The organism is Coleofasciculus sp. G1-WW12-02 (assembly GCF_040219735.1).
GTDB lineage: Bacteria > Cyanobacteriota > Cyanobacteriia > Cyanobacteriales > Coleofasciculaceae > Coleofasciculus.
On record NZ_JAVJRX010000050.1, the window covers coordinates 16,479 to 39,665 of the forward strand.

Annotated in this window: 12 protein-coding genes; 6 read left to right on the forward strand and 6 right to left on the reverse strand. The window is 45.2% G+C overall.

Features of this window, described 5'->3' with window-relative positions:
• Positions 1–49 precede the first annotated feature (49 nt).
• From RID09_RS08820 to RID09_RS08830, 3 genes are all read right to left on the reverse strand, one after another.
• Positions 50–3,850 carry a two-partner secretion domain-containing protein gene (locus tag RID09_RS08820; protein ID WP_446335572.1) on the reverse strand — a complete coding sequence of 1,267 codons (3,801 nt, stop codon included), beginning with the start codon at positions 3,848–3,850 and terminating at the stop codon, positions 50–52.
• A gap of 144 nt (positions 3,851–3,994) precedes the next feature.
• The gene (locus RID09_RS08825; protein WP_446335574.1) at positions 3,995–4,696 is read right to left on the reverse strand and encodes a hypothetical protein; all 702 of its coding nucleotides are present in this window, start codon (positions 4,694–4,696) and stop codon (positions 3,995–3,997) included.
• A 68-nt stretch (positions 4,697–4,764) separates the two neighbouring features.
• Positions 4,765–5,670, reverse strand: coding sequence for a carbohydrate ABC transporter permease (locus tag RID09_RS08830; protein WP_446335575.1), 906 nt, complete (start codon positions 5,668–5,670; stop codon positions 4,765–4,767).
• Positions 5,671–5,997: 327 nt separating this feature from the next.
• On the opposite strand from RID09_RS08830, the gene RID09_RS08835 reads away from it, so the two are divergent.
• Positions 5,998–10,365 carry an EAL domain-containing protein gene (locus RID09_RS08835; RefSeq protein WP_446335576.1) on the forward strand — a complete coding sequence of 1,456 codons (4,368 nt, stop codon included), beginning with the start codon at positions 5,998–6,000 and terminating at the stop codon, positions 10,363–10,365.
• A gap of 116 nt (positions 10,366–10,481) precedes the next feature.
• Here the strand turns inward: RID09_RS08835 and RID09_RS08840 are convergent, their stop codons facing one another.
• The 3 genes from RID09_RS08840 to RID09_RS08850 all read right to left on the reverse strand — a co-directional run bounded on the left by RID09_RS08840 (position 10,482) and on the right by RID09_RS08850 (position 14,587).
• Positions 10,482–11,477: a methyltransferase domain-containing protein gene (locus RID09_RS08840; protein ID WP_446335650.1), complete on the reverse strand. Its 996-nt coding sequence runs from the start codon at positions 11,475–11,477 to the stop codon at positions 10,482–10,484.
• 119 nt (positions 11,478–11,596) lie between these two features.
• Complete coding sequence (locus RID09_RS08845; protein WP_446335577.1) at positions 11,597–14,233, reverse strand: CHASE2 domain-containing protein; 2,637 nt, start codon at positions 14,231–14,233, stop codon at positions 11,597–11,599.
• 144 nt (positions 14,234–14,377) lie between these two features.
• Positions 14,378–14,587: a hypothetical protein gene (locus RID09_RS08850; RefSeq protein WP_446335578.1), complete on the reverse strand. Its 210-nt coding sequence runs from the start codon at positions 14,585–14,587 to the stop codon at positions 14,378–14,380.
• 159 nt (positions 14,588–14,746) lie between these two features.
• On the opposite strand from RID09_RS08850, the gene RID09_RS08855 reads away from it, so the two are divergent.
• The 5 genes from RID09_RS08855 to RID09_RS08875 all read left to right on the forward strand — a co-directional run bounded on the left by RID09_RS08855 (position 14,747) and on the right by RID09_RS08875 (position 23,169).
• Positions 14,747–16,396 (forward strand): ABC transporter substrate-binding protein, encoded by a 1,650-nt coding sequence (locus RID09_RS08855; RefSeq protein ID WP_446335579.1) that lies wholly within the window; start codon positions 14,747–14,749, stop codon positions 16,394–16,396.
• A gap of 120 nt (positions 16,397–16,516) precedes the next feature.
• Positions 16,517–17,542, forward strand: coding sequence for an ABC transporter permease (locus RID09_RS08860; RefSeq protein ID WP_446335580.1), 1,026 nt, complete (start codon positions 16,517–16,519; stop codon positions 17,540–17,542).
• A gap of 387 nt (positions 17,543–17,929) precedes the next feature.
• Complete coding sequence (locus RID09_RS08865) at positions 17,930–20,524, forward strand: CHAT domain-containing protein (RefSeq protein WP_446335581.1); 2,595 nt, start codon at positions 17,930–17,932, stop codon at positions 20,522–20,524.
• Between the two features lie 3 nt (positions 20,525–20,527).
• The gene (locus tag RID09_RS08870; RefSeq protein ID WP_446335582.1) at positions 20,528–21,652 is read left to right on the forward strand and encodes an Rpn family recombination-promoting nuclease/putative transposase; all 1,125 of its coding nucleotides are present in this window, start codon (positions 20,528–20,530) and stop codon (positions 21,650–21,652) included.
• Complete coding sequence (locus tag RID09_RS08875; protein ID WP_446335583.1) at positions 21,649–23,169, forward strand: hypothetical protein; 1,521 nt, start codon at positions 21,649–21,651, stop codon at positions 23,167–23,169. Before RID09_RS08870 ends, RID09_RS08875 begins: the two co-directional genes overlap by 4 nt.
• The last annotated feature ends 18 nt before the right edge of the window (positions 23,170–23,187 follow it).

Sequence of the window (23,187 nt, forward strand, 5' to 3'; positions counted from 1 at the left end):
GTTTGAGCGCAACTCGGTATAACTTTCCCATTCCCTGTTCCCTCTCTATTTACTTACACATAGAAGGATTGAGTCGGGGACTCACAACGGTTGGGTTAGTCGCTTCCGCCGTAAGGATAACATTCCCTTGCTCATCTCTAATCCATCCCTTAGCTTCTACAATCTGGCGCGGTTGAGAGGAGCCATCGGACAGGGTTGCTGTAGTATTATCGTTATCGCTATTGTTTTCTGATGACTCTAAGGAAATCCAATCTGCCAATACCGCTTCCCCACGCAATAACTCATTGGGTTTAGGAGGTAAACCGCCGCGCCCCGTTACTACAAAACTACTTTGATTGAGTCCCGCATCTGCTTGACAAACCTGACCCACTAATCCTTCTATATCTATGGGTTGAGTGGGTAATTGATTTAAGTCCCGACTGGGATCAACATCTGGGGTATTCAGCACCACATTACCGTCTAACCCAAATCGAGAACTGGCTGTAATATCACTTTTCGGTGTCCGTTCGGGACGGAATTCTAACCCAAAAATACTTTGCGCGGTGATATTGATATTTCCGCCATCACCCCCAAAGGCATCAGCAACAATGTCGCTATTTTCATCTTCCACCCCAACAATGAATTCGGTGTCAATCGTAATATTTCCCCCATTTCCCTGACCCCCAAATGCTTCTGCTGAAATCAGACTATTGCGACGCATTTCGATGAAATCTTTTGCCTGAAGATTAATATTACCCCCCTCACCGGAAACCGTCTTGGCAATGAGAGAACCTTGATGATCAAGCTGGATGGAATTAGCGTCAATCCACATCGTACCCGCATTTCCGGTGGCTTGATCACTAAACTCAACCTCTAGCCCCAACCCAAAACTCAAGGAATTAGCTATAAGCTGCGTATCATCCGCTATCGTTCCCGTAGCTACCGTTATCCTTGCTCCATCCTCAACCCTCAATTGCTCAGTTTTGACCTCTAAATCTCCCGCATTTCCTGTACCAAATCCTTGAGCATATAAACCACTAGGAAACCCATTGATTGAACGACTACTCAAATTTATTGATTCAGTAGCATTAACCTGCAAATTTCCCCCTTGACCTGCACCAAAGGTGGATGCGGATATAAAGGCACCATCTTCTATCCGTAACTGTCGGGTATTCACCAATAAGTTACCCGCGTCTCCCGCATCAGGCGATAGGGAAAAGGTATCGACTGAAATTGCGCTGGGAATCTCACCGACGGCGGCTTTACCAATAATATCTATCGATTCCGAAGCGTTCACGGTTAAATCGCCACCATCTCCTTGGCTAAAGGTGGTTGTACCAATCGCACCGCCATCTCGAATCATCAACCGTTGTGTATTCACAAAGATATTTCCAGCATCACCGGTGCCTCTGGCGATATTACCAATGGCACTAGGAAAGTTGCCCTCTGGTGTTGTGCCAATAATATCGATCGATTCTGCCGCATTTACAATCACAACTCCCCCATCACCGCTTGCCAAAATTGTTGAGGCTGAGACTAATCCACCATTGCGAATAATCAGTTTGTCTGTATTTATGGTTAAATTACCAGCATCTCCCAATCCGTTGGTTTGCGAGAATAAACCACCCGCATTATCGGGGGATGAACTGCCAATCAGTTCCACTAAATCAGCATTTATGGTTAAATTTCCACTGTCACCCTGACCGATGGTATTGGTGGTGACTCGACCTAATTCTTGACTGAATAATCGTCCCGTTTCAATGTCGATATTTCCAGCATTTCCTGTGCCGATAGCTGTTAGCGCATACAAACCACTCCCGGAAATTTGCGCTAATGCGGGGTTTTCGATAGAGTTTAACGCGGCAGCTAAAGTGGGTGCTGATACAATGTTCTCCGGGAGACGATCAAGTCCTGCCAATAACGCTCTAAACACATCTTGGTTGACTGGATTATTCGATAGTCCCTGAAATTCTACCGAATCGGCGGTTGTCACTTGCAAGTCTCCCCCATTCGCGGCGCCCAATGTGGCGGTAACAATGCGAGCGCTATTATTTAAGGATAGGGATTTGGCATCGATAATAATGTCACCGCCGCTTGTACCGGGTTCTGGAGTGATACTGATACTGCTAATCAGATTATCATTGACCGATATCGTCCCATTGCTCCTCAGGTTAATCGTACCAGCTAACCCGCCCACCGACAGGATTTGAGAGGTGGTAATGTTATCATTCGCCTCTAGGAAGATATCGCCGCTTCGGGTTAAGCCAGAGGGATTGAGTAAACCATTCAGCGCGATCGCACCTTGACTACTTAGTTTAATTGTTCCTCCTAATGCCCCTAGAGAAAAGATATCTGAAGTGATAATATCTCCCTCCCCAATCAGGCTAATATCGCCACCAATCCCCATTAGAGAACTTGCGTTCACTGTGCCATTGAGTGTAATACCGTCTCTGGAGTCAATCGTGACTGAACCGATAGTCGCCGTTGGATTAATTGGATTCGGACTTATCGCCGCTCCCGAAACACCATTAATCGTAATTTCTCCACCTCTTAAGGATAAATTTGGTTGGTATTGATTGCTGACAAAGACAACCCCATCCGGTGCATCAACAAAAATACCGCCAATCGTAATATCGGCACTTGTGGGAATTCCCAAGGGATTGGGTAAAGGTGGAACAATAATTCCCGTGGCTGGGATACCCTGAATATCGGGGTTATTGAACGCTGTTGTCCCCGCCCGAATATCTAACGTGGGTTGGGTTTTGCCATTAATAGCTACAGTTGTGCCATCTGAAAGAGTAATGGTTTCCACCATACCATTGATTGGGTCAGCCGACACAATCACAATTCCCCCTGGAATCGTCACACTCCCTCCCGCCAGAATATGCAGTGACGCGCCTTGATACCCGCCTAAAATTACATCTCCACTGGCGCGAATAATTGGGTCTTCTGGACTTTCTAACCTTCCCAGATTTCCCTGCAAATCTTCTATGCGAAAACTGCCCCCGGTTGTATAGTGTGCATTTCCCTTAACTGGATTAGCTGAACGCAAGACTAAATCCGCACCTGAAAATAGTCCACTATTAGGATGATTCAACGCCGAAATATTGATACTATTCCCACCTTCCACCTCTAACTGATTTCCCGCCACCGCGATAAACGGATTGCTAATTGTATCCTGCATTCGCACGGTATCTTTTGCGATTAGGGTTAAATCTCTTTGGGCAGAAAGTTGACCTTGTAAAGAGAGATTATTAGCGGTTAAGGTTAAATCTTGCCCAACCTCTAAGTTCCCAAAATTAACAATAGAAGCCTTTGCCTGATTTTCCCCATATTGCAATCCCGGCGTTACATTAATAGTGAGCATTGGTGGAGCTTGGGGATTGCTAGCGCTAAAAGTCCAGCCATTCTCAAATATCACCGCATCGGCTGTGCTTGCCACAAAGGAACCCGCTACATCCAGACGCGCCTGTTCACCAAAGATAATCCCATTGGGATTGAGTAAATATAAAGACGCAGCTCCGTTTACACCCAATGTTCCCAGAATATCCGATATATCATTTCCCGTCACTCGGCTGAAAATCGTTTCAATCCCCAAGGGATTGGCAAAATAGACGCGCCCGCCTTCTGTGATATTAAATTCCCCAAAACTGTGGAACAAATTCGTGTCGCGAATCGCCCCCCCTTCAATCAAATCGGCGGGTAAGCCTTTTATCTCCACATTCGGTGTCACGATAGACTGTTCAACACCTAAGGTAGTATCGGGTTGAATCTGCGCCAAGGTAGGTGAGGCGACGGATGCGATCGCGCCCCATCCCGCTATAATCAGGCTTAACCCCCATGGTCTATGCCATAATTCCTGGTTTGCCATATCTTGAGATGGTAGATGATATTGGAAAGGTTATCATTATACCTTAAATCAATAGTTTATATGGTTCTTCTAGAGTAGGACGAGGTCTTTCACCTTCGCTATCTTGTAAGGCAGTTCAAAATCAAGGGAATTATAGCAAGTCAACTACTGCTCCCACTCTACTGGAACAACTTTGATCTCCTGTTCATTGTATGCGTTGAGGCAAGCCCGTATATGTCCACTTGACTGACGTATGCCTAGGATGTGATACTTATAGTCCTCTCCATACTCTGTTCGGGCTATCTCCACTGCTTTGGCTTCAACCGCCGTATCGGGTGTAAAGTAGAAATACCTGATGATAAGAGGTCCCACGGCGAGTGATATCCCCAGGATGAATGCAAGCCTCACCCAGAAGGCAGAATGAGAATGACCCGCTCTAACCAATGCTGACACTACAGGTGCTGCACGCAGTTGTGTGTAGACCCAGAAAGCAACAGCAGCCCCCATAATCTTAACGAGGATCGGCATAAAATTGTCAACCGGATGAACGCGAAATGCAATTCCCAAAAGTTCTGTTGGAAACAAAAAGGGAAGCCGTATCAGGTTACTGAGCAAGTAAGGAACAGTAAAGGCAGCATACCACGTAGCGATGGGAACGAGTTGCAGGTTGCCCCGAAGGAAGAATACACCTAATGCCACTAAGAGTGTGGAGCCTGATGTGTAAGGGGTGGGACTTGGATTTGGATGTGATGATAATATACATACTGGATCATCAAGCGTAGACCACCAAAAATACACGAACTCTAAAATCCCAACGCCGATTAAAACAATACCGACCCGCGTCAAAATAGAGCGATAATTTTCCATTTGTGTTAACGGCTAATGATTCAAAGAGAGAGTAAAATAAATCCAATATATTGCACCCATCATACAATTTATGAACTAATGCGATCGCGTCCTTGAGATAACTTCAGGTTAACCAAAGACAACCCGAGAATAACCAGGAACAGCACTAATCCCATCGCGCAAGCATAACCAATTTCCAAATCCGAAAAGGCTTGCTCATACAAATAATAGACCACCGTTTTGGAACTATTGCGAGGTCCGCCTTGGGTCATGATATAAACTTCTTCAAAGACCTTAGTCGCCGAAATAGCCGAAATTACCGCAACTAACGCCAAATAGGGGCGCATTAAAGGAACTGTAATATCCCAATGTTTCCCGTACCCATCCGAACCATCCAACGCCGCCGCTTCATAGAGTTGGTTGGGGATCGATTGCAAACCTGCCAGATAAATCACCATATAGTAGCCTAACCCCTTCCACACGGTTACTGCCATGACACTAAAAATTGCCCAATCTGGACTTGTCAACCAGGGAATTCCCTCTTTGAATCCCACCAAAGTGAGTATCTGATTAAATAAACCATTTTCTGCATAAAGCCACCGCCAAGCAATTCCCGCCACCACCATAGAAATCACCACGGGTGTATAATACGCCGCCCGAAACCAACTTATTCCACGCAGTTTCTGATTGACTAAAATGGCTAGTCCTAAGGGGAGTGTGACTAAAATTGGCACGACGCCAATCAGATATAACAACGTATTCCCCACCGTTTGCCAAAATACTCGATCTTTCCCCAAGCGTTGCAGATTCTTCAAGCCTACCCATTCAGGAGTTTGGGTCAAATCATAGTCGTATTGAGTAAAACTTAAGTAAAAGGCTTGACAAGCGGGCAAAAATACTGTTATCGCCAAGATGACCAGAGCCGGGAGCAAAAACAGGTACGGGGTTAACTTGGGCGGGATGACAATCGAATCCTTTAATTTAAAAAAAGTCATAACTCATAAAATACAGTTTTCAGTAGTGGCATGGCACACCTAATTCCCCCTGCTCCCAGACGTTCCACCGGAACGTCTCTACAACCCCTGCTTCCCCTGCTTTTAGCGCTTAAGTTGACACCCATTGCCAACGTGCGCTGATTCTTAAATTATTAAGGAAAAAGAAAGGATTAGCATTATACGGTAGCCTAGTTAACAGTTTCCTATTCTTAACCTTAGTGTAATCTTATTATTTACCTCCCATAATCCAATACGCCCTTAGTTGATCGGGCGGTGTGGGTGAGCAGGTGTAGGTTTTCTCGTCTAGGAAAGTCTCAGTGTAAACCTTTGTCTCAATCCTTGATGTCTGTGCCATTTGTCCTAGATGGGAGGTTGCTGACACAAACGTTTGCAGTAAGCGATGCGATCGCATACAGCACGCTTAGGTTCAATCGCTGTATTTTTCACGGTGCTATCTATCATCAACATCAGAACTATTTCATTCCTCATCCTGAAGAGGGAATTTCCCAGGACAAGACATTGGAGTTATATGCAGCCGTGAAACATTTAGAGGTAAGCTACAGCCATTTATTGGAAAAAGATACACCACGAGAGCCAGAGACAAACGTACTGGAGCTTCTGAGTGTCCCGACACATCCATGCAGAGGAGACAGCGACACCCTATCCTGGCAAACGCTAGTGCAAGCCATTCCCCTACCCTTGGTGATTGCCCGGTTAAAGGATGGTGTGATTCTGTATGCAAATGACCCTTACAGCTCAACCTTTGATCGCCGCCGCAAGAAGAGTTCCAGCGTCAATGAACCCATTTGCGATCGCCAAACCCTATCCTTCTATCACGATCCCACCCAACGACAAATAATATTACAGATTTTAGTTAGCCAAGGCTATTTGCGGGATTACACCGTCAAAATGCCGAGTCGCGAGGGCAAGCCGATTTGGAGCCTAGTTTCGCTACAACGGTTAACATTTAAAGGAGACTCAGCCTTTGTGGCAATTTTCCAGCCGATTACAGACTACCCCTATCGCCCCGAATCCCTCCCCCCCTTATCTGCATCACATCCGCAAACAGCTACATCACCTCAACCAACACGCCGCCAGTTAATTGCCAATGCCGTGTGTGAACAAGAGGTCAAATTTTGTACCTTAGCCGAAACCATTTCCGCCGCTGCCTTAATCTACCAAAGCAATCAGTTGGTCTATGTGAATTCCCTAGTCTGTGAAATTACAGGATACAGCCAATCTGAATTGTTAACCATGGATTTATGGGACTTGCTGCATCCGAGTAGCCACGCCTTCATGCCCAAAAAATCCCTGAGTGAATGGAACGAGAGGGAATCACAACGTCGCTATGAGGTGCAAATCCTGACCAAAACCGGTGATAAACGCTGGCTGGAGATGAGTACCCGGATCATTGAATTTCAAGGGAAACCCGCCCTACTGTTAAGTGCCTTTGATATCAGCAATTACAAACAAGCCGAAGCCGCTTGGCAAGAAAGTCAACGCACCCTAGCCACGCTGATGAGCAATTTCCCCGGGATGGCGTATCGCTGTCGGGCAGATAGTCAATGGACGATGGAGTTTGTCAGTGAGGGCTGTTTTAACCTACTCCACTACAATCCCCGTGATTTAATCGAAAATCGGGCATTAGTGTTCAGCGACGTCATTCATCCAGAAGATCGAGAACGGGTGAAGCAAGATGTAAAAGCCGCCGTTACCGAAAAACGACCCTATCAAATAGAGTATCGGATTACCACAGCAACCGGAATTCAGAAGTGGGTTTGGGAACAAGGTTGCGGCATTTTTTCTCGCCACGGAGAGTTGCAGGCTTTAGAGGGCTTTATTACCGATATCACCGAGCGCAAGTGGGCAACAGACGCCCTGGAACTTTTGCAAACTATGACTCAGGCGATTGGCGAAGCCCCAGATTTTCAGTCAGCCTTGTATGTCACTTTGAGTAAAGTGGGGGAAGCCACCCATTGGGATTTGGGCGAAGCTTGGGTCAAACGTGGTGATGGTAAGGTTTTAGAATGTTCCACGATTTGGCGTAGAAGGGAGGAGATGCCTCGGAAGGCACAAGGCACAAATCAGAGGCTCCCAAGGAAGGAGCAAGGTGGAAAGGTAAAAGGAAATGATAACCGGCGACAAGGATGTGATCGCAACTCCACTGGCACAGATAGAGTGGCAATGTCCCCCTATCCCCCTAGCTTGGCGTCTGATACATCAACCTTGGCAGACTTTTGCCAATATAGTCCCACCTTTACCTTCGCTTTAGGCTGTGGACTACCGGGACGAGTTTGGGCATCCCGTCACCCAGAATGGATTCCCGATGTTTCCCGTGCGAATCATTCGGTGTTTGTGCGCTCATCTTTGGCAAAATCCTGTGGTTTAGGGGCTGGCTTGGCGGTGCCAATTATGGCTGATGACGAGGTTCTGGCGGTGTTGACGTTTTTCCGGCTTGAATCACGGCAAACGGATCAGCGATTGGTAGACTTGATTTCTACAGTAGCCGCCCAATTAGGGGTAGCGATTGAGCGCAAAAAGGCGGAAGTGGCGCTGCGTTCCTCTGAGGCGGAGTTGCGGGCATTATTGGCGGCGATGACGGATTCTATTTTTGTCTTGGATGAAATGGGATGTTTCCTGAAGATTGCCCCGACGAATCCTGAGCCTGTACTGTTGCCTAAGAATGCTTATGAATTGGTTGGCAAAACCTTGCATCAACTCTTTGCCCCGGCTCAAGCCGATCAGTTCTTGGTGTATATTCAGGAAGCGATCGCGACTTGTTCGCGTGTGAATATTGAGTATAGTTTACCCGTGGGCGATCGCGACCTTTGGTTTGCGGCGACGATTTCCCCCACGTTGGCAGACTCAGTGGTTTGGGTAGCACGGGATATTACCGAACGCAAACAGGCAGAACAGGCGTTACAACAGGCAGAGGCTAAATATCGCAGCATTTTTGAGAATGCCTTGGAAGGAATTTTCCAATCCACGGCTGATGGGCATTATATTAGCGCCAATCCAGCACTTGCCCGTTTATATGGCTATTCCTCTCCCGATGAATTGATGGCGCGACTGACGGATATTGAACATCAGCTTTATGTTGATCCCCAGCGACGGACTGAGTTTAGTCGGCTGTTGCAAGAAAATGATGCGGTGGCTGATTTTGAGTCCCAAGTCTATCGCAAAGATGGCAGTGTGATCTGGATTGCCGAAAATGCCCGTGCTGTTCGCGATACGACGACAGGGGAATTGCTGTATTACGAAGGCACCGTCGAAGATATCACTGAACACAAATTGGCAAAAGACCAACTGCAAGCCCGGGCATTTTACGATACGTTGACAGGATTGCCTAATCGTGCTTTATTTATGGATCGCTTAAGTCATACTGTAGAGCGAGCCAAACGGCATCCTACCTATCGATTTGCCCTACTATTTTTGGATTTAGATCGCTTTAAAGTGGTCAATGATAGTTTAGGGCATTTGATTGGGGATCAACTGCTGATTGGCATTGCCCGTCGCTTAGAATCCTGTTTGCGGACAGAGGATACAGTGGCTCGGTTGGGTGGGGATGAGTTTACTATAATGCTAGAGGATATTGAAGACATTCACCATGCTACCCGGGTGGCAGAACGAATTCAGCAAGAATTGTCAGCCCCGTTTAATTTAGATGGACATGAAGTCTTTACGGGGGCGAGTGTAGGGATAGTCTTAAGTCGGGAGATCCGACAGGAGGGGGATATCACCCACTATGATCGCCCAGAAGATTTATTGCGGGATGCTGACACGGCACTTTATCGGGCAAAAGCATTGGGGCGATCGCGCTATGAGGTATTTGACCTCACCATGCACCAAAATGCCCTCAGCGTCTTACAGTTGGAAACTGAGTTGCGGCGGGCGGTGGAAAATCAGGAATTTGAGGTTTACTATCAGCCGATAGTATCTCTCTCGACTCATCAGATTGCTGGGTTTGAGGCACTATTGCGCTGGCATCATCCCACGCGAGGATTAGTCAACCCCAGTGAATTTATCCCCATGGCAGAGGAAACGGGATTGATTATTCCCCTAGGCTGGTGGATGTTGCGCCAAGCCTGTCGCCAGTTAGAATGTTGGCATGAGGGGGTTGAGGATAGTTTTCAAACTGGAGACGTTAATCATCAATTGACGATTTATGTCAATCTTTCCAGCAAACAGTTCTTACAACCCGAACTCCTAGAACACCTCGACGAAATTCTGCACCAGACGCATCTGCATCCGCGTCATTTAAAGTTGGAAATTACTGAAAGCTGCTTACTGGCAGATCCACAGACAGCAGAAGAGCGGCTCAAACAATTGCGCGATCGCCAGATTGGTTTATGTATTGATGATTTTGGCACGGGTTATTCTTCCTTAAGTCATTTACATCGATTTCCTATTGATACGATTAAGATTGATCAGTCTTTGATTAGTAATATTGGCATAGATAAAGGAGGGAATACTCAATCCGGTATGAGCGATCGCACCAAAGGCTTACCCCTGCAAATCGTCCGCACGATTATCATGTTGGCAGATAGTCTGGGAATGCAAGTCATTGCCGAAGGGGTAGAAACAAAGGAGCAATTGACTCAACTACTGACGCTCCATTGTGACTATGCTCAAGGGTATTTATTTCAAGTGCCATTAGATGCGTTAACGGCGGGAAAACTTCGAGAAACAATTTAAGCAAGAGGAGGCGATTGAAATCGCTGCTACACAAACAAAGTCCGCCTGCGCGGACTAGGTTATAACGGGGGTAGCTAATCCGGAGTTAGTCTTAACCCTCCAATCCACCCATTTTGTTACCGTTGTGTCGCCACAGCTTGAGTCGAGACGGTTTCGGTTAAATTGGCTGAAGAATTGGCTCGAATAGCGCGAAACATTCCAAATCGACAAAGACCTGTGCCAAAGGCTAGCCGCATCAACAGAATTGTCGGCACTTCTCGCAAAGACTTCATGAAACCCGATAGACCAAACTGCACCAGTCCCTTGGGTCGAGCCACTCCCTGCCAGATAGAATCAAGCCAAGAAGGAAGCGTTTGTTCCGTCCAATCTGCCGTTGTGACACTGCCCTCAACCCGTCCTGTTTCCTGCAAAAGTTCAGAAAAGCCTTCAATACTTGAAAACGCCGGATGAGACCACTGATCTAGGAGTTGCCGCATGACCGGACGCTCCCAAAAATTGAGCGGTTTCTGGCTCTCATCCCGTTGATTCCAGTCAGCAACAACCAGAATCCCACCTGGCTTGAGTACCCGGATCAATTCTTTGGCAAAAATAGCTTTATCGGGAATATGAGGACCCGCTTCAATCGACCAAACCACATCAAAACTGGCATCTGGGAAAGACATTGCCATCGCATCATCCACCAAAAACTTCACATCTAAGTCTTTGGGAGTTAACTCCTGAGCGCGTTTTACTTGTTGGGGACTGATGGTAATTCCGGTGACGGCAAACCCGTAATCCCGTGCCAAAATACGACTGCTTCCGCCAATACCACAACCTACATCTAAAACAGTAGTCCCTGGGGGTAATTTGTCTAACCCCCCCCAACGCACCATTTCATGCACAAAATCCGATTTTGCGGCTAAAAAATCCTTTCGTTGAGGCGGTGAGCCATAATACCCTAAGTGAATATGTTCGCCCCAGTAAAACTCCAAAATACCATCTTCTGTCCATTGGTCATAAGAATTGACAACAGATTCAGAGGATTGATAGCGGCGACCTGTAATGAGATAGAGTATAGTCGCGATCGCGAGGAGTCCCAGCACAAGTCCAAGCACCGGAAAAAAGAAATTCATCAAACTTAAGCCCTCCAATTTTTGACCCTGTTGATCATCGGGTTCAGAGTTGCCTGATTAACCCAAGTGGCTACAGCACATTCTATACTCAACAGCTTAGACTAACCACGATGAGGATTTCAATCCTCACACTGCTTCTGACAGGCGTCTAAATAAAGGTGAGCGACTTGATCAACGGGATTAATCTGTAAACAGTCTTTAAAAAGTTGGGCTGCTTCTGCAAATGAACGATTAGTATATAGAAATAAACCTTTTTCAAAATCTGGCTTCGTCATTAACTTTACCGAGCGAAGTTCTGGTGGATCTGCCTCAAATACTTCAAAAACAGAGACCATTTCGCTTTTCCCCTTAACCTGAACTTGACCGATAATCCGGAAGGCATATTCTATCGGATGATTTAACTGTAAAAACGTGTGGTGAGAAATTAATAATGATACCCCATACTCTTTCGTAAGCTGTTCTAAGCGAGCGGCTAAATTGACCGCATCACTAATCACTGTGCCATCCATGCGGTTGTGTCCGCCAACGGTTCCCAGCATCAGCGAACCTGTGTTAATCCCAATCCCAATCTGAATCGGGGGACGATCCGGGCGTTGCCGCGTTTTATTATACTCAGTCAACCGATTTAACATATCAATTCCGGCGCGAACGGCGTCATCCGCACTACCACTAAAGAGCGCCATAATCGCATCACCGATATATTTATCAATAAAGCCACAATTTTCAACAATGGCTGGTTCCATGCGCGAAAGATAGGCGTTGATAAATTTAAAATTATCGTCCAAGCTCATCCGTTCCGATAGGGTAGTGAAAGAACGAATGTCAGAAAATAAAATTGACATGTTTTTCTGCACCGCCTCGCCGAGTTCGACATCGACAATACTTTTTTTATCAAGTAATTGCAGAAAATTTTCCGGGACAAAACGTTCATAAGCTCGATTCAGTTGCAGGAGTTGAGCCGTGAAATCCTTGCGTTCAGCTTCAGCCTTTTTACGTTCGGTAATGTCTTGAAACGCCGCGATCGCAAACGTCACCTTGCCCCCTTCGTCAAAAATTGGGATACCCCATGCTTCAATAGGAATAATCTGATCGCCCCGGCAAATTTCAATGTCATCAGCGGTGGCACTTTCTCCCATTAAAGCCTGAACCACGGGCAATAATTCCGCCGGGTAGAGTTGTTCAGTCCCAGCAATATAAAATTGATAGACTTCAGCGAATTGTTCAGCAAAGGTATGAGGAACAACGCCTTTTCCCATCAACTGTTGTGCTCGTTGATTCAGGTAATAGGTTTTTCCGGTTGCATCTAATACCGCTACCCCAACCGGAACCGCTTCCAGAAATTGGGCTAATCGGCGTTCACTTTCCCGCGCGGCTTCTTCGGCTTGTTGATGTAACTCTTCTTCAATCGCATCGGAATGAGCCGTCGTGGTTTCGAGTAAAATCTCTAAGTCAGCATTGTAGCGCTGCAACTCCCAGGTTTGGTAAAGCGCGATAACCATCGCTGATCCGATCAACGCCACTAGCGGCGAAACCACGGGTAACCACCAGTAGGCGATAAATGCCACAAAACTACCAACCACCAGGATACTACCCATGAGGAATGTGCCTAAAATGACAACCGTCCATCGGGGAAAAATCATGTCAGGGAATTGGTTAGCTTGCTGAAGTTTCCAACTTCCTCCAGCACCAATAAAAGACCAGAGTACAATCCATAACCACTCCACTGGATCGACCCAAATGGTCAACCAAGAATGTCCGTTGATCTGATCAATGAAGGGAATTAAAGAGCGTCCATCAATAGCTTTGATCAAAGGGCGTCCCGCCATCGCCCCACTAATGATTTGACTGGCGATATTAGCATGAATAATAACGCCCGGTGTTTGCTGGCGAGAACCGATGGTATTTTGACTATAGGGTGTAAAGAATAAGTCATTGGCACTTTGTCCCGTAGCGCCAATGAGAACAATGCGATCGCGCATCAAATCCGGTGATATCCGGTTCTCTAAAACATCCGCAATGGATACGGTTTGGAAGTTCTCAGCAGGACCGCGATAGTTTAATAGGATCTGATAACCACCCACATCAGCATTCACATAGCCACCCTCATTCCCCGTCAATGGCACAAAGATAGCCTTACCTAACTGCAAATGACTCTTTCCCTCATCCCTCATTTGCAGGGTCATCCCTTCGGCTTCCAGATACATTAACGCCAACTTTACCCCTAATCCCAAGTGGGTGGACTCATCGTCTAATTGCACAGACAGCAATCCGCGACGAACTTTGCCATCCGCATCCAAGACTAAATCAGCCATCCCCACTTGATCCAGTTGTTTTAAAATGGGCGATGGTGCTACCATTTCGCCCACCACTTTTTCCACACCAATCAGGTTCGGTGTGGATTTAAACACCTCGACTAATTCCTGATGACCTGGTTCGACTGGTAAATCACGATACAAATCCAAACCAATCGCCCTCGGTTGTTGGGCGTTTATTTTCTCAAGTAACTGCGCTAAGACTTGATCGGGAATGGGCCACGTCCCGATTTGGGTAATATCAGACTCATCAATCGTCACTACTACAATGCGGGGGTCAACCGATTCTCGGGGACGTAGCTGAAAAAATCGGTCTAGTGTTGCCCATTCGAGAAGCTGAAACGAACCCGTCCCGGCTGTAGCTATCACCAATCCGGCGACAGTTGGCGCACTTATCAGTACCCCTCGCCATTTAGAAATATACTGCCTGAGCTTTTGCCACATTTAGGATGAGCAATCAAAATTAACATGAGTAGTCCCCTGATTGCCATTGGCTATATAGTTCCCTTTTTTCTACTGTAGCTCAAGTTCAGGTGAGCCGTGGCTCAGGCAGTTTGGCTCACCCTAAATGGTTAAATCTCAACTACACTAGTAACTATCTTCACTCCCTACGGTGTACAGCGCTAGATCGTTATTCGCTCGGTTGAGTCGATCCGCGATCGCAGCTCGAAGTTTCAGAGCGATTGATGGCGTAGCCAATACCTCTTGGGCTTGTTCTCGGTAGATAGCACTGGTTACCGGATCAACTTGGTCAATTTTCTGTAAATTTGAAAATACTGTATCAGCAGAAATGGTCATCAGCTTAAACCCTTCCATTACATATAATTGTGATCCTGACTTAATTATCGAACAGATGGCAATGTTGAATGATTAAGATAAAACAAAAATTATTCGACGCATCAGTAGGGGTTTGGTTACCAAACCCCTACTCTCAAATCAACTATCTCACTGTACGTCATGAAATTTCCCTTGTCTCGTCAGAAACGGCAAATTATTCAATTTTTCGGTTTATTCTGCTGCTGTTGCGTCCTAATTATTAGTTGTGGTGAGTTGAACACCTCGACACCCACTGATAATTCTGCGAGTTCAGTCACTAGCGCTGAACGTATCGCGGTGGGTTCTGTCGCCAAACCTCGAACCCTTGACCCCGCTGATGGGTATGAAGTAGCGATTAGCGATATTATTACCAGCTTAGGCGATCGCCTCTATACCTACGCGGGGGATACTGATAAGCTGCTCCCCCAACTGGCGACAGAACTCCCGCAAGTCAGTGACGATGGTTTAACCTACACGATTCCTCTGCGTCAGGGAGTTACCTTCCATGATGGGACACCCTTTAATGCAGAAGCCATGGCTTTTTCTTTGAAGCGGTTTAGTGAAAATGGGGGTAAACCCTCAGCTTTACTTTCTAACATCATGGAATCCGTTGAAGCCACGGGGGAATACGAACTCACGATTAAACTAAAAAACGCCTTTGCTCCCTTCCCTTACCTGTTAGCTTTTCCCGGATTAAGTGCTGTTTCGCCTCAAGCTTATGAAATTGGGCAAGGCAAATTTAAACCCAATGAGTTTGTGGGAACGGGTCCTTATAAGCTAGTTTCCTTTGATCCCAATTTAGTTAAAGTGGATGTTTTTGACGACTATTGGGGAGAAAAACCGCCCAATCAAGGCATTGACTTTCAGTTTCTCAGCAGTCCCGCTAACTTGTACAATTCCTTTACCACAGGTGCGGTTGATATTGCCTATCGTGACTTAGATGCCGATCAAATTCTCAGCCTCAAAGAGGATGCTGAAGCCAAGGGCTATCAAGTCTTAGAAAAGCCCAGCAGTCGCCTAGATTACATGGTTCTAAACGTCAAGCAAAAACCTTTAGACCAGGTAGAAGTCCGACAAGCGATCGCGGCGTTAGTGGATCGTGCTTTAATCATTGATCGCGTTTATCGGGGTCAAGCTGAACCAGCTTACAGTATTATACCCAAAACCTTTGCCACCAGCAAACCTGTATTCAAGGAACCTTATGGGGATGGCAATGTAGAAAAGGCAAAAGAACTTCTCACCCAAGCTGGTTTTTCTGCCGAAAATCCGTTTGAATTTGAAATTTGGTACAGTTCCGATAGCCCCCAGCGCCAACAAATTGTTACCCTACTCAAAGAATACACCGAGCAAAAAATGGATGGTTTGATGCAAGTCAAACCGCAACCCGTTGAATCGACTACTCTCTTTGCTAATATTCCCAAAGGCATTTATCCCAGCTATTTAGTGGCTTGGTTCCCTGACTTTGGCGATGCGGATAATTACGTCAGTCCCTTTTTCAGTTGTACGAAAGGAACAGCCGAAACTGGATGTCAGGAAGGTGCCAGTCAAAGTCAAGGCTTCTTCTATTACAGCGAGAAAATGAACCAACTCCTTGACGCTCAACGGAAGGAACAAGATCCCCAGGCGCGACAAGAACTATTTGGGCAAATTCAAGAGCTAATTGCTCAAGATGTTCCTCTGGTTCCCTTGTTGCAGAAAAAAGAATTTGCTTTTGCTCAAAAATCCTTACAGAACGTGGAAATAAACCCAATTATTGGTGTATCGTTTTGGCAAGTTGATAAAAGCGCTTAAACCAACAACCCTGTAGAGACGTTGCATGCAACGTCTCTACAATCTGGATAGAACAAAATTCTATCTTTCGTACTATTGGAATGGCGCTCGCATCATAACTACAAACTAATTTGAATTCCCATGTCTCGTTCTCGTGCCTTACTCTACTACGTCATCACTCGGTTGCTCCTTGCACCGTTAATGATGTTTACGATTGTAACTATCGTATTTTTACTCCTCCGCGCTACGCCAGGAGATCCCATTGATGCGGTAATTGGTAATCGTGCGCCTGAAGATGTGAAGGCTGAGTTTCGGGAAAGGTTGGGATTAAATCAACCGCTACCGTTACAGTATGTAAACTATTTACTCAGTTTACTCCGCCTCGATTTAGGTAGTTCAATTAGTGACCAAGGACGAGATGTTTGGCAAGTAATTCAGCAGTATTTTCCGGCGACGGCAGAAGTAGCGGTATGTAGTATGATAGTCGCGATAACTGTAGGAGTTGGTGTGGGTATTTTTTCCGCCTCTCGTCCCGGTACAGTCTTTGATTTAGGTGGACGGTTATTTGGGATTATTACTTATGCCTTACCGATATTTTGGGCAGGAATGATTGTCCAGTTAATCTTTGCTGTACAGTTAGGATGGTTTCCCCTGGGTGGGCGATTTCCCGCATCAGTAATTCCGCCCACAAGACTCACAGGACTTTATACTGTTGATAGTCTCTTGAACGGTAACTTCAACCAATTTTTTACTGCCTTATACTATTTAACCCTACCATCACTAACATTAGGAATTCTCCTAAGTGGAATTTTTGAGCGTATTGTGCGGGTGAATCTTAAGCAAACTCTGAACGCTGATTATGTGGAAGCCGCACGCGCTAGAGGGATTCAGGAACGGACGATTCTGTTGCATCATGGGTTAAAAAATGCTTTGATTCCGGTGATTACAGTAATGGGACTCACGTTTGCTTCCTTGCTAGGGGGTGCGGTGTTAACTGAAGTTACCTTTTCCTGGCCCGGATTAGCCAATCGATTATATGAAGCGATTCAGTTACGAGATTACCCGACAGTGCAGGGTATTATGGTGTTTTTTGGGGCTATTGTGGTGATAGCAAGCATTGCCATTGATATTATTAATGCCTTAATTGACCCCCGTATTCGCTATTGAATGTTGATGGTTCAGGGTTCAGGTTTGATTGCTATCCAGGGAACAGGAAACGATGGCAAAATGAATACCAAAATCAGAGCGATCACTCCTTTTCGGCGGTATTCTCATGCCTATATGTAGGGGCGGGTTTCACGATTATCGTTTCTTTTGCACCCAGATGGGACTAAACCCGCCCCTGTGTAACGGCGCACCTCGGCAAAGGACGCCCCTACGTTTATGCGGTAAAAATTGTTACTGAATCAGGAGTTTACCTAATCCACGTTGATGCGATCAGCGATTGGCAAGTGTGCTGCAAGAGAGTTAAATAACTCTCTTTAGGGAAATCAGGTAAAATTTATTTGATCAAACAATACTGTTTTACTGTCATTAGAAAATTAACCGATAAAAATGAAAAAAGGATTTAACCCTAGACAACCAAACCGTAACGCTTATTACGAGTTCTTGAATGAAGCATTGCCGACAATCAGACGCATAAAAGACAAAGACATCAAGGAGCAGCGACGACAAGGGGAAAAACTATTGAAATCTAATTTAGACAAACTGGATGATAAGTTTTCTCAAATGTTGCGAAGTTGGGCAAAAGCCGAGCTATTAACCGTGGAACCAGAGGAAGCCCAAACAATTGCCGGACCTATTCATGATTTCTGCACTTACATAGCGCAATTTCCACTGATAAAACCAGAAATCAAGTGGGAAATTGTTATCACGGGTTGCCAAGTAGCGACCACCGTGTTTACTCCCGAAGCATCTCTAACGAATTGGTTAATGAGCCAAAACCTTCTGGGAATTGCTTATCGTAACCAAGGACGGATTGATGAAGCGATCGCTACTTTGGAATCCGCTTTAAAAATATACCCTCCAGAAGTATTTTTTACAAGGTTTCGTGATGAGTGGACAATGCTCCAAAATCGTCTGGGAAATGCTTACTGGAGTCGTAGCCAGAGTCAAGAAAGTCCAGAAGAAAAACTCCGGAATTTGAATTTAGCGCTCGCTGCTTATGAGAAGGCGTTGCAAGGCACTCCCAAAGATGAATCTCCCGATGATTGGGCAGGGACTAAATATAATATATGTGATGTCTATGGCAAAATGGGAAAGACTGCGGATGCAATTATTTGCTATAAGCAAGCTCTAGAAGTCTTTCCCGAGAAAACTTATGAGTGGGCGCAGACTCAACATGGTCTAGGTCTTACCTACAGCGAAGAAAGAAACATTGACCAGGCAATTGATTGTTTTCGGTTAGCGCTAAAAATCTTCACACCCACTGCATATCCTGAAGATTGCCGCAACATAGGACGTAGTCTTGGATATGTGGCTCTTGGCAATCGCCGTTGGCAGGAAGCTATCGAGGGATATGGTATTGCTATTGAAGCGCTTGAGCAGCAAATTAACATTTGGGCTACAACAGATGCTCAGCGCCAAAAGACTCAGCAGTCAGGAATTGATCTTTCCTGCGGCATGGTTAAAGCCTGTATCAATGATGGTCAACTAACCAAAGCTATTGAATATGTTGAGCGCAATAAAGCCCGTAATTTGGTCAAATTCCTCGCCTCAGAGAACCTCGAACCCAAAGGTGTCTCAGAAGATATCCGTAATCAATGTAAGCGCCTCCGCCAAGAAATCTCTAAAAGACAAAATCTACTAGATATGCGAGATGTGCAAAATAGGGAATCAGATGAGAGCCATCGCACCCAGCTTAATCAATTTCAGGAAGAAATCAACAAGTTGAAAGAACAGCTCGATTCCTTGATTGTTGAGAAAATCCAACCCCACGACCCCAGTTTCAACCTTACGCAACAGGTAAAAGGTATCCTCTTTGAGGAGATTCAGGCGTTACTACCCGATAATCAAACCGCCCTTATTGAGTGGTACATTCTGGATGATATCTTTGTTACTTTCATCATTACTCATCAAAGCCCTGGCATTACTGTTTGGAAATCTGATCCACAAGATATAGAAGCTTTTAAATTATGGGGCAATGAGTATTTCCAGGACTATGGTAAATCTTCTAAACAAGCTTGGCGAGATCATCTGGAATCCTATCTCAGTCGCCTCGCTGAGATTCTGCACCTAGATGAGATCCTCACCCATGTACCAGATACCTGCGATAGGATAATTCTGATTCCCCATCAGTCCTTACACGTACTTCCTCTTCACGCTTTGCCTTTACTCCACGAGAAAGGTAAGTGCCTTTTAGACAAATTTCCTAGAGGTGTGCATTATGCTCCCAGTTGTCAAGTGCTACAACTAGCTCAAAGCCGACAACGCCCTGATTTTACCCACCTTTTTGCCATTCAAAACCCGACAAAAGACCTTGACTACAGCGATATAGAAGTCCAAGCCATTAAGCAGTATTTCCATAGCAGTCACATCCTTGTCAAAGGCGATGCCAAAAAATCAGCTATTGATAACCAGCAACTCCAAACTGCCCACTGTATCCACTTTTCCTGTCACGGCGACTTCGACTTTGAACGCCCTCTGCTTTCTAAACTACATCTGGCTGATTGCCACATTTCCCCAAAAAATGACCCAGCCACTGCTTTCAGTAAATACCTTACTGTGTTAGAGCTATTTACCTTTGACCTCAGTCAATGTCGGCTCGTCACTCTATCTGCTTGCGAAACAGGATTAATCGGCTTTCCATCCGCCACGGATGAGTACATTGGCTTAAACTATGGATTTTTGGTTGCAGGTACTGCCAGCATTGTCTGTTCTCTGTGGACAGTAAACGATATATCGACAGCCCTGTTAATCATCCGGTTCTATCAGAATCTTAAATCAGGCTTAACCGTCCCTATTGCCCTCAACCAAGCCCAAACCTGGCTCCGGGATGCTACAAAAGAAGAGTTACAGCAGTGGGTCAAGCAACTGTCTAATCCTAATCATAGAATGCAATTGAGAGCGTTCCTCAATCACAAACCCCCTAATAGCAAACCCTTCGAGTCTCCCTACCACTGGGCAGCCTTCTGTGCCATCGGTCAATAACCCGTGAAAACTGACAGTATCTTCTACAACCTATTTCTGGCATTTCCCGGCATCTTCTTTGAGCTGATTAACCGTCCTCCCGAAGAAGCCGATAGCTATGAATTCACCTCCCGCGAAGTCAAACAATTATCCTTTCGCTTAGACGGTTTATTTTTACCCAAAACCAGCGAACCTGACAAACCTTTATACCTGGTTGAAGTTCAGTTCCAGCCAGATGCTGGCTTATACTACCGCATATTTGCCGAACTCTTCATCTTTTTAAGGCAATACCAGCCACCCCATCCTTGGCAAATTGTCGTCATTTATCCCAACCGCCGTATCGAACGAGAACAGACGTTACATTTTGGTAACCTCTTAGCCCTGAACCAGGTGAGACGAATTTACCTGGATGAGTTAGAGGAAGCCGCCGAAGGCTCATTAGGGGTAGAAGTTGTTAAACTTGTAATTGAGCCGGAAGAGACAGCCGGACAACTGGCAAGACAGTTAATCGAACAAGCACAGCAACAGCTAACTGATGAAACAATCCAACGTGAATTCATTACTCTGATTGAAACCATTATCGTTTACAAATTACCGAAAAAAAGCCGCGAGGAGATAGCCGCTATGTTGGGATTAAGCGAAATCAAACAAACCCGATTTTATCAGGACACTCTCCTAGAAATGAAATTAGAAACTATCCCCAGACTGCTGCCAATGGGATTGGATTTAGAGCAAATTGCCCACGCCCTAGATTTACCTCTGGAAATTGTCCAAAAAACAGTAAATAAATTTTGGCGATGCTTTTTGTCATTCCCTGAGCGAAATATAGATGCTTTTATCGAATTATTGACCGAGCAATATTCGCTATTTTCATCAGGATACTTGGCTGAATTAGAACAGCTATTGGCTCCTTTACCCGATGATATTGAAGAACTGTCTGCAGCGATTTCAAGTTGGTGTGAACAACACCCTGAAATTGATGAAGTGCAATTGAAACTTCTGCCCGACAATTCATCAGAAAAAGCACCTGGGAGCAAAGAAGGCAATGTTAAACCTCCCAATTACAAACTGAACAAACAAGCTATCCTCAATGCCATTCAGCAAAGTTCTTCTTCAAAAGATTCTCAATCCTCCAATTCTGCTTCATGAAAGTTGCTAATCCAAAATTGACTCTTTGCGCTTTTCATCTGCGAAACAACTTAGCTCAAGGTGAAGATGAACCCGTCAATAACGCGAATCATTTATGGGAGGAATGTCAGCGACTTGGACAAAAACTTCATGTTCCTAGATTAGAATCCCTAATTGAGCGTCTTCAAGAGAATAACGGTCAAATCGGTGTATCTTCCAATCAGGATAACTCAAGATATCTGGAATTATTACAACCTGAAAATCCACTAAGGTTTTCTGCTATCCCTGAAGGTAGTAAACCTCAACTTCAAGGCGAAGTATATCCTCTACAAATTCATGATACCTATGCTGTTGATCTTACCCTACGTTATCCCTATCCCAATGTAGACATTCATCAATTAGAGGGTTTAAATCCTCAAGGTTGTCTGCTTCCTAGTCAAATTAAAGCCTCTCTGGGACAAACCCTGGTACTCTTTGCCCAACCAGAAGGTCAAATTCAGGATATTCAGGAGTTTGCCAATGGTTGTTTAGCGGCGATTCTGCCTAAATCAGAGGTTGCACAATTTTTACGTTCTCCACCTACTCAAGGCATCTTTTTAGGAAGTCCCATTTTTGAGTATGACAATAACCGAGAGCATCCGGCTGAACATTGTCATATTCTCGTCTGGCTTAATTGCGACCCGGAAACAACAACATTAGAAGCTGCGGGAGATTATTATCAACCCCTAATTAATTTATTATGTTGTCGCCATAAAATTTTATATGCCTACTCAGAATCCCGGTGGTGTAATCAAAAAGCACGGCTTCTCTACAGGAAATTAGAGGTAAAAGCAAAAGCCTTCCGTCAGTTACCATCTGAACCAACCCCTAAGCTAAAGCAACTCAAAGAATGGCTAACTGAAATTCCTACACTTGCTTTTGAATACGCCAACTATCTGCGAGATATAGATATTCATCGCACGACGATTGAAACTAATCTTATAAATTATAAATTATGGTTGAAGCAACTCCAAGATATTGGCATTCAAAGTCGGGATAATCTAGATTTTTTAGAGCGATTCATTAATGTCACTCAAGATAATTATATTAAACAAATCAATGTTGATTTATCTTGTCTGATGCCAAGTCAGCAAGTTTTTGGGCAGATGATTGAAGCGAGTCGAGGTATCGTAGAAACAGAACAAGCCGAACGCGATCGCGCTTTACAAAATACGGTAGCTATTGTTGGTGTGGGTTTAGCTACAGCAGCCGTTGGCGCTACCGTCGCTCCATACATAATTCCCACAGAACCTAGACAACCAATATTACCTCCTTTTTCAACGAATCATCTCCATCCCTTGACTCAATCGCTACTTTTGAGCCTGGTTTTTGGTGTTGGAGGAGCGGTTGTTACCAAGGGAGTCATTGCTCTAATTCAAAATCGAGGTGTAATTGCTGGACACATTACAAAGCTAATTCGGGGTAATCGTAATAAGACAGTACAATTGTCTGGTAATACTCAACAAACTTTACCACAATCTAAAAAACAGAATCAATAAAAAGATGCCATTAGAAGA